This window comes from Bartonella refiksaydamii (assembly GCF_902652675.1).
GTDB lineage: Bacteria > Pseudomonadota > Alphaproteobacteria > Rhizobiales > Rhizobiaceae > Bartonella > Bartonella refiksaydamii.
The window spans coordinates 220,217-229,296 of record NZ_LR736289.1 but is presented as its reverse complement, the minus strand read 5'-3'; the positions used below and the strand labels follow the sequence as shown (position 1 = coordinate 229,296).

7 protein-coding genes and 1 tRNA gene are annotated in these 9,080 nt (G+C 38.9%); 4 read left to right on the top strand and 4 right to left on the bottom strand.

What is annotated here, in order from left to right; all coding sequences use genetic code 11:
- A partial coding sequence (locus GQO39_RS09060; protein WP_156850555.1) for a helix-turn-helix transcriptional regulator occupies positions 1-175 on the top strand: 175 nt, incomplete at its 5' end.
- Between the two features lie 90 nt (positions 176-265).
- Here GQO39_RS09060 and GQO39_RS00995 read toward each other — a convergent pair.
- Positions 266-338, bottom strand: a tRNA-Phe gene (locus GQO39_RS00995).
- Positions 339-741: 403 nt separating this feature from the next.
- Here GQO39_RS00995 and GQO39_RS00990 point away from each other — a divergent pair.
- The 3 genes from GQO39_RS00990 to GQO39_RS00980 all read left to right on the top strand — a co-directional run bounded on the left by GQO39_RS00990 (position 742) and on the right by GQO39_RS00980 (position 5,024).
- Positions 742-1,905 carry a phosphoserine transaminase gene (locus GQO39_RS00990; RefSeq protein ID WP_156850554.1) on the top strand — a complete coding sequence of 388 codons (1,164 nt, stop codon included), beginning with the start codon at positions 742-744 and terminating at the stop codon, positions 1,903-1,905.
- Positions 1,906-2,080: 175 nt separating this feature from the next.
- Positions 2,081-3,370 (top strand): adenylosuccinate synthase, encoded by a 1,290-nt coding sequence (locus tag GQO39_RS00985; RefSeq protein ID WP_156850553.1) that lies wholly within the window; start codon positions 2,081-2,083, stop codon positions 3,368-3,370.
- A gap of 229 nt (positions 3,371-3,599) precedes the next feature.
- Positions 3,600-5,024, top strand: coding sequence for a hypothetical protein (locus GQO39_RS00980; protein ID WP_156850552.1), 1,425 nt, complete (start codon positions 3,600-3,602; stop codon positions 5,022-5,024).
- A 152-nt stretch (positions 5,025-5,176) separates the two neighbouring features.
- Here the strand turns inward: GQO39_RS00980 and rpoH are convergent, their stop codons facing one another.
- The 3 genes from rpoH to GQO39_RS00965 all read right to left on the bottom strand — a co-directional run bounded on the left by rpoH (position 5,177) and on the right by GQO39_RS00965 (position 8,677).
- Complete coding sequence (rpoH, locus tag GQO39_RS00975; protein WP_156850551.1) at positions 5,177-6,061, bottom strand: RNA polymerase sigma factor RpoH; 885 nt, start codon at positions 6,059-6,061, stop codon at positions 5,177-5,179.
- Between the two features lie 148 nt (positions 6,062-6,209).
- Positions 6,210-7,214 carry an RluA family pseudouridine synthase gene (locus GQO39_RS00970; protein ID WP_156850550.1) on the bottom strand — a complete coding sequence of 335 codons (1,005 nt, stop codon included), beginning with the start codon at positions 7,212-7,214 and terminating at the stop codon, positions 6,210-6,212.
- Positions 7,215-7,246: 32 nt separating this feature from the next.
- Positions 7,247-8,677: an aldehyde dehydrogenase family protein gene (locus GQO39_RS00965; RefSeq protein ID WP_007553180.1), complete on the bottom strand. Its 1,431-nt coding sequence runs from the start codon at positions 8,675-8,677 to the stop codon at positions 7,247-7,249.
- Positions 8,678-9,080: the final 403 nt, after the last annotated feature.

Here is a 9,080-nt window from a genome sequence, read left to right as displayed (position 1 = left end):
AACGACACGTGAGTGTGCACAGCTTTTTAGTGTATCCACAACAACGATTCGCAATAGGGGGCTTCAGGGATTATTTCTAGAGCCATATAAGCTAGGTAGAGCAGTGAGGTGGAGAAAGAAAGAGATTTTGGCACTCACTCCAAAGAAAAATAAGGAGCAAATAGGAGTAAATTAGATAAAGTTGTATAAACCGTAAAAGGTGGTCTAAAAATGGTTGTTTGAAGAAAAAATCTATATATTTCAATATATTAAAAACAAAAAGCGGTGCCCAGACGCGGATTCGAACCACGGACACGCGGATTTTCAGTCCGCTGCTCTACCAACTGAGCTATCTGGGCACGTCTCACAAAACACGTGAAACGTGTGCGGTTATAACATTAAAATTCTCTCTGTCCAGTCATCAAAAGAAAAATAATTGATTTTTTATAAGTTTATCTCCCTGACTCTAAGAAATTGTAATTATTCTTTCCATAAAATACACTTGATAGGTATATTGCGATACGTTAGTGTATGATCATCAGGATGCTGTCTTATCGTGGTGGTGGCGCGAGGGTTTTTTTTAAGAATCAATCTAGCAGCATGATTAAGGGGGTATTTTTGAAAGGTTTCCGCGTATTTTAAGCGTTCGAACGAAATAAAAAGAAAACATTTTTGATTTTTGTCTAAAAAGACTATTGGCACAGTCTTTATAATAATTCGTTTTTTTTAAAAAAGACTAGCCATATATAAAGGGGAGAAATAATGATAATGTTAAGAAAACCAAGTTATCGTCCAAATAATCCTAATTTTTCTTCAGGCCCTTGTAGCAAGCGACCTGGGTGGACTCCTGAAGTTCTTAAAAATGCATTAGTTGGACGTTCGCATCGCTCTAGAGAAGCAGAACTAAAACTTGCTGAAGTTGTTGATTTAACTCGTGAGATCCTTGAAGTGCCTTCTGAGTACCGTATAGGGATTGTTCCTGCTTCGGATACTGGTGCTGTTGAAATGTCTCTGTGGTCTTTATTAGGTGAACGTGGCGTTGATATAGCGGCATGGGAAAGTTTTGGATCAGGATGGATGGCAGATGTTGTTGAGCAGTTAAAGCTTTCTGATGTACGCTGTTTTGAAGCTCCTTACGGTGAACTACCAGACTTAACACAAATTGACTTTGATCGTGATGTTGTTTTTACATGGAATGGAACAACTTCTGGTGTGCGTATTCCTAATGCAGATTTTATTCCAGAGAAGCGAGCAGGGTTGACAATTTGTGATGCAACATCAGCAGCTTTTGCACACAATCTTGATTTTTCAAAATTAGATGTTGTCACTTTTTCATGGCAAAAAGTTTTAGGAGGGGAGGCAGCACATGGTATGTTGATTTTAAGTCCGCGTGCTGTTGAACGGCTAGAGAGTTATGTTCCATCTTGGCCCATGCCACAAATTTTCTGTATGACAAAAGATAGAAAATTGAACGAAAGTATTTTTAAGGGGGTAACTATCAATACACCTTCTTTGCTGTGTATTGAAGATTTTCTTGATGCATTGAAGTGGGCAAAGTCACAAGGTGGTTTACAGGCATTGAGGGCGCGTGTTGAGAAAAACTTTTCTATACTTGATGCCTTTGTTTGTAAAACACCGTGGTTAGAATATCTAGCAAAGGATCCTCAAGTACGTTCTAATACATCTGTTTGTTTAGATATTGTAGATCCAGTGATTACTGCTTTGGATACTGAAAAACGGGTATCTTTTATAAAGGCGGTAGTGGATCGTCTTGATGAGGAAGGAGTCGCTTATGACATTGGTTCGTATCGAGATGCTCCTCCAGGGCTTCGAATTTGGACAGGTATAACAATTGAGGCTTCTGATCTCGAAATTTTAACACAATGGCTTGAATGGGCATTTCAGGTTGAAAAAGCACGTCTTTAAGGTACTATTTGTCTTGGTTATACTTATTTGCTTTTATTATTATGAAACTGAAAATTTAAGTACCTGAAGACTGGGAAAAAGCTGAAATGAAGAGTCGCACTTGCTCTAATGTTTCGTTATAAGGAAGTATTTTTTTGAATGCTGGTTTTATTTGACGAACACGACGGAGAAAGTTATGGCCAATGTAGTAGTTGTCGGTACACAATGGGGAGATGAAGGCAAAGGTAAAATTGTAGATTGGTTGTCTGAACGAGCAGATATTGTGGTAAGATATCAGGGCGGTCATAATGCAGGTCATACATTGGTTGTTGATGGGGTTAGTTATAAATTATCGCTTCTACCATCTGGTTTAGTTCGTGGGAAGTTATCAATTATAGGTAATGGTGTTGTTGTTGATCCTCATCATTTTGTAGCAGAATTAAAAAAGCTACGTGATCAGGGAGTGAGAATTACACCAGAAATTTTACGTATTGCTGAAAATGCTCCATTGATTCTTTCTTTGCATCGTGATCTTGATGCAAGTCGGGAAAGCGGATTATCTGGTTTAAAAATTGGTACGACAAAGCGTGGTATTGGCCCAGCTTATGAAGATAAGGTGGGACGTCGTGCTATCCGAGTAATGGATTTGGCGGAAGCTGATACGCTTATGGCTAAGATCGAACGACTTTTAGGACATCATAATGCTTTGCGTCGTGGAATAGGTGTTGCAGAGATTGATTCTAAAGCACTTTATGAAGAATTGATGCGAGTAGCGGATGAAATTCTACCCTTTATGGATTGTACGTGGCGTCTTTTAGATGAAAGTTATCGGATGGGAAAACATATTCTTTTTGAAGGTGCACAAGGTGCTTTATTAGATAATGATTTTGGGACTTATCCTTATGTGACGTCATCTAACACAGTTTCTGGACAGGCATGTACTGGTTCAGGTATGGGGCCTAGCTCAATTCATTATGTTTTAGGTATTGCAAAAGCTTATACAACGCGTGTTGGAGAAGGACCATTTCCGACAGAGCAGATAAATGATATCGGCGATTTTTTGGGAATGCATGGACATGAATTTGGCGTTGTAACTGGTCGAAAACGTCGATGTGGTTGGTTTGATGCTGTCTTAGTACGTCAGATGGTAACGGTTTGTGGTGTTCAGGGTATCGCACTGACAAAGCTCGATGTTTTGGATGGTTTGGATGAAATTAAAATCTGTATTGGTTATGAGCTTGATGGTAAAAGAATCGATTATTTACCTTCTTCCATGGGAGCTCAAGCGCGTGTAAATCCTATTTATGAGACATTAGAAGGTTGGAAGGAAGCAACAGCGCATGCGTTGAGCTGGGAGGATTTACCAGTGCAGGCAGTTAGGTATATACGTTATATTGAAGAAATGATCCATACACGGGTGGCTTTGTTATCTACTAGCCCTGAGCGTGAAGATACTATCCTTGTTACTGATCCTTTTGAAAATTAATCATTATTTTGAGATTTTTTCATGTTGTCTCTGTATTTTTGTATAAATAGAAATTTAAGAGCAAGTGAGGGAAAGGTACAAAAGAGCATTGTTTATTTTCCATGTTCACTTTAAACTGCGACGATAGTTGTATCAATATAAATGACAATCAATTTAGAGGGCTAAAAGAAGGGCGTTTTTGTCCTTGCGGCTGGGATTTTTTCTCAGTTTGAGAAAGATTATAAAGGATATGGTAGATTTCGTTGGAATCTTAAAAAAGGCAATGGATGCGCAGAATAATGTTACACCACAAGTGCGCCAGAGAATTTATAAACGAGCTATTGAAACACTAGAACATCAGTTTGTCGCGGCCACAATACCACAAGCGATGGCAGATGAGCAAAGACAGATTTTGCAAAGTGCTATTGCAACTGTTGAAGAAGAATATTTAGCAGTTGAAAAGGAGTTGCTTTCTTCCGTTATTGGATGGAAATCTACAGGTATAGTTGAAGGTTACCAACACACGCAAAGCTCTGTGCTTCCACACGATCATGAGTTTTCAGTTGTGATGATAGAAGGAAGACAGGATAGAGTTACAAATTCAAAAGATAAAGAAGTGTTTGATGAGTCTGTTTCAGGATTGCCAGATGCCGAACCTGTCAATATGGATGCTTATTTGGTTTCTCAGCATATTGACAAGAATACGTTAAAATCTTCACCTTTAGCTTCTACTTCGCAAATAGATAACCTGCATATTGTTTCGCATATTTTTTCTCAAGCTATACGGCGTGCTAATCAGTCTTCGCTGCAAAAGCGTATCGCAATAGGTACTGCTATTGCCGCTAGTTTGGTCACTTTAACCACTGGTATTTGTTTTGTCGGTGGGCGTATATTTGTATCAAATAATGATCAGTTGTCACAGGGGAATGTTCAAGTTTCTCATGTATTACAAAAGGCATTTTCTGTTAATAGAAAATTAACGCAACGCTTATTAGAGGATGGGAGCGAAGTTGATACAGGCTTAGATCAGACGGAAAATTCTTCAAATGAGAAAGAAACCTCAACAGTTGTTACCACAAATTTGCAGTCAACTGGACAAGCAGGTGAGGCCATCTTTTATCAGGCGCGTACAGATTATGATGCAGAAAAAGTGGCAACGGGGAGTGCTCGTTGGACGCTTATAAAAGAATCTCGTGTGAAGGGAGCTCCAGAAGAGTCGATTATACAAGGTGATATAACAATTCCAGATGAGGGGCTATCATTACGGTTGATTTTACGTCGTAATACCGATCTGTCTCTCCCTGCTGCGTATATTATAGATCTTATTTTTAATCTTTCTGATAAATTTTCAGGGGAAACTATAAGCAATGTTCAAACATTAGTTTTTAAGGCCAGTGAACACTCCATTGGGCAAGCTTTAGCTAGGACTGTTGCAGCGAAGATTGGCGATAATTTTTTTCTTATTGCATTGAGCGACAATCATCCATTTCTCGACCGCAATCTACAATTGATGCGAGAATTAGATTGGGTGCGTTTGGTGTTGGCTGATAAAAACGGACGTATAAATGAATTGACCTTTGCAAAAGGGCCAAAAGGTGAATCCATTTTTAATGAAGTTATTGGACAATGGCTTGCACAATCAAATAAGCCGACAGATCTTGATAAAAAAGAATAGAGCATTCACGTGGATGAAGAAAAAAGTCGTCACGAGTCTTGGATAAAAGGATCTATCATTTGAGCTTCAAGAACACGGAGCCAATATATATTGGCTCTCATTTTTTTCAAAAATACGCAAACATGCTAAATTCACATCCGCCTTTGTGGAGTTTATGCCTGATTTTGGGATAAAACAGAAGCTTTGATAGAATGTTGTATTTTTTCAAATGCACGCATTTCAATTTGTCTTACACGTTCCCGACTGATGTGAAATTCACTTGAAAGTTCTTCTAGCGTCAACGGTTCATCGCTTAAACGACGTGCTTTGAATATACGCTTTTCACGCTCATTCAAATTATCCATGGCGCTTGTTAACATAGAACGACGATTTTCCAATTCATTTTGTTCGATCAAAACTTGTTCTTGATTGTCAGAGTGATCCACTAACCAATCCTGCCACTCACCATTTTCACCTTCTTTTGTGCGAAGAGGCGCATTGAGTGAAGTATCACCGCAAAGTCGACGATTCATTGACACAACTTCATCTTCTGTGACATTCAATTTTGTTGAGATCTCTTTAATTTGCTCTGAATTGAGATCGCCATTATCAAAGGCTTGAAGCCTACTTTTTAATTTACGAAGGTTGAAAAACAAGCGCTTTTGATTAGCAGTTGTTCCAATTTTCACCAAGCTCCAAGATCGCAATACATATTCTTGGATTGAAGCTTTAATCCACCATATAGCATAGGTTGCAAGACGAAAACCCCGTTCCGGTTCGAAACGCTTAACAGCTTGCATAAGCCCAATATTTCCTTCTGAAATGACTTCTCCAATGGGCAAGCCGTAACCGCGATATCCCATTGCGATCTTGGCTACAAGACGCAAATGACTAGTCACCAGCCTATGGGCTGCTTTTAGATCATTATGTTTACGATAACGCTGAGCCAGCATATATTCTTCTTTTGGCTCAAGCATAGGAAAATGACGTACCTCCTCTAGATAACGATTCAATCCTCCATCACCTGTGGTCACTGATAGTAGATTCATATGGGCCATATAGCACCCTCCTTTTGCATGAATTCCCTGATAAGGCAAATTCTATTTCCAGACATTATAAATATCTTTCTGATTTTATTCTAGCATAATTTTTAATTTTGTTCAAAAAGAGATATTTTATTGTGAAATCCTGAGAAGACTAAAAGTTTCAATTCATTTTTTTAAAATGATTGATAAGTTCAATCATATCTTGAGGGAGAGGTGAAGAAAAAGACATAATTTCACCTGTAGCGGGATGTTCAAAGGTAAGACTGGTTGCATGGAGAGCTTGTCGGTTGAGTTGATCAATTGCATTTTTAATAATCGGATTGAATGTATTTGATTTTGTTTTAAAAGCATTTCCATAAACAGTATCACCTACGAGTGGGTGTCCGATATGGGCCATATGAACACGAATTTGGTGTGTACGTCCAGTTTCTAGACGACATTCCAGAAGGCTAGCAAAAGATGTTGTATCTGTAAAAGTTCCATATTTTTCTAAGAGAGAAAAATGTGTAATAGCGTGGCGAGCATGGGGGCTTTTGTTATGGACGACAGCTTGCTTCGTTCGGTTATGGGGAGAGCGTCCAAGAGCTGCATCAATTGTCCAAACATTACGGTTAGGAGATCCCCAAATCAAAGCATGATATCGTCGATCTAATGCGCTGGTACGTCCATGGTCAGAAAATTGGGCACTGAGGCTTTTATGAGCCAAGTCATTTTTAGCGACCACCATGACTCCAGTTGTATTTTTATCGAGACGATGCACAATGCCTGGGCGCTTAATACCTCCAACACCAGACAAACTTTCACCACAATGATAGATAAGAGCGTTAACTAATGTTCCACTCCAATTGCCATTGCCAGGATGGACAACGAGACCAGCTGGTTTATTGATGACAATGACGTGATCATCTTCAAAGAGAATGTCCAATGCAATGGCTTCACCGCTAGGTTCTGCATCACGAAGGGTAGGCATCGTCAACTCGATAATTTGGTTAGGTTTTAATTTTGTTTTCGGTTCCTTTATTAATTGACCATCAACTTTAAGATAGCCTTCACGGATGAGAGTCTGCAGACGTGAACGCGACAGCGCATTATGATATTGTTTAGCTAGCCACTGATCGAGACGTTGCCCAAGAGCATCTTCATCCGTTATTTGCTGTGTTATCATACAATCCCTATAAAGCTTTGAATAAGATTCTTTTACCAGTATGAAATTGCTTTGGTATCAAGAAATTCCTTAATTCCCCAGTGACCGCCTTCACGAGCACGCCCAGAAAATTTGACTCCTCCAAAGTAACTACCACTGGGTAATCCATGTCCGTTAACTTCTACCATCCCAGACCGTACTTGTGCAGCAATACGACGACATTTGCCGCGATCTTGCGATTGTATATAGTTTGTAAGACCATATTCGGTGTTATTGGCCAAAGTTATGGCTTCATCTTCTGTATTAAAGGGAATAATCGAGAGGACTGGGCCAAAGATTTCTTCTCGAAAAATACGCATATGGGGTTTCACATCGGCAAAGACTGTTGGGCGCACATAATAACCGCGTTCCATTCCCATTGGTAAACCAGACCCACCTGCGACAAGGGTTGCACCTTCATCAATTCCAGATTGGATAAGATCTTGTATTTTGTCGTATTGTTGTTTTGAAACTACAGGACCAATGTGATTTCCTGCTTGGTGCCCTGGCCCCACTTGTGTTTTTACAGCAATATCTTTGGCTGTTCTGATGGCTTTGTCATAGATAGCTTGTTCCACAAGCATACGTGTTGGTGCATTACAGCTTTGCCCACTATTGTAAAAGCAGTGTTGTACACCACGTTGAATAGCGTCTATATCGGCATCAGCAAAGATGATGTTAGCTCCTTTACCTCCAAGTTCCAGACAGACTCTTTTTAAAGTGTTGCTAGCATTTTTAGAAATATCTTTTCCTGCTCTAGTTGATCCGGTAAAGCTGATCATTTCTAGGTCTGGGTGAGCAGAGAGGTAAGAGCCAATGTTGGCACCATCACCGTTAATTAAATTAAAAACGCCTGCTGGGAGAGCAGCTTCATCTAAAATTTCAGCAAAAAGCATAGCAGAAAGAGGAGCAATTTCAGAGGGTTTTAACACCATAGTGCAGCCAGCCAAAAGAGCTGGGATAACTTTAAGTGTCACTTGGTTCATGGGCCAATTCCATGGTGTAATCAATCCGACGACGCCGATAGGATCATAATGAAGAATCGCTTGCTCATTTCCTTCTATTAAAACATCTTGGAATGAAAATTCTTTATAAGCTTTGATAAAGTTGCGAATATGAGAACTCCCAGTTGCGGTTTGCGCATTGAGCGCCATATCAATAGGTGCTCCCATTTCCATTGAAATGGTTTTTGCCATATCGCCTGAGCGTTTTTCATAGATTTCTAAAATTTTTTCAACAAAACCCAGACGTTCACTAGGTTGGGTTGTTTTCCAAGTTTGAAAAGCTATTTGAGCCGCGTTAATTGCTTTATCTGCGTCTCTTATGCTACCAAGGCTGATGACAGCACAAGCCTCTTCTGTTGATGGATTAATAACATATAGATCGTGAGGAGTGCTTGGATCATCCCACAGACCATTGATATAAAATTTCCGCTTATTCAACATGATTTACTCCCTAATTTCTCTCTATTTTTGTGTTATTAAATTTTTTTCCTATTTGAACCTTTTTAAATAAGGATAACAAGGATAATCTTATCAAAGGTAAAGAAACTGGTTTGTTTTATTACAATGAGATCAAAAAGCTAAAAAAGTGCTTTTTATATTAACTGTTCTTATAAAATGGAAAGAGAACGACTGGCAATTTCATAATTTTTTATTACAGAGTTTTTTTCAAAACAAATGCAGTACAGCTTATAGGCAGTATGAATTTTGCAATTTGCCCAGTATTTGTGGTGAAAATTTTATTAAGAGAAATTATGGCGTTATTTTTTTTATTAAAAGTGACATCCAGCAAAAGGTTATTAACCTTCATACTCTATAGTCTCTATGCATTCTTTTTGAAAAGTTA

Bases quoted from the DNA above. Each gene is read 5' to 3' on its own strand.
- GQO39_RS00965 (WP_007553180.1), bottom strand. From the start codon at position 8,677: ATGTTGAATAAGCGGAAATTTTATATCAATGGTCTGTGGGATGATCCA.
- rpoH (WP_156850551.1), bottom strand. From the start codon at position 6,061: ATGGCCCATATGAATCTACTATCAGTGACCACAGGTGATGGAGGATTG.
- GQO39_RS00985 (WP_156850553.1), top strand. From the start codon at position 2,081: ATGGCCAATGTAGTAGTTGTCGGTACACAATGGGGAGATGAAGGCAAA.
- GQO39_RS00990 (WP_156850554.1), top strand. From the start codon at position 742: ATGATAATGTTAAGAAAACCAAGTTATCGTCCAAATAATCCTAATTTT.
- GQO39_RS00970 (WP_156850550.1), bottom strand. From the start codon at position 7,214: ATGATAACACAGCAAATAACGGATGAAGATGCTCTTGGGCAACGTCTC.
- GQO39_RS00980 (WP_156850552.1), top strand. From the start codon at position 3,600: ATGGTAGATTTCGTTGGAATCTTAAAAAAGGCAATGGATGCGCAGAAT.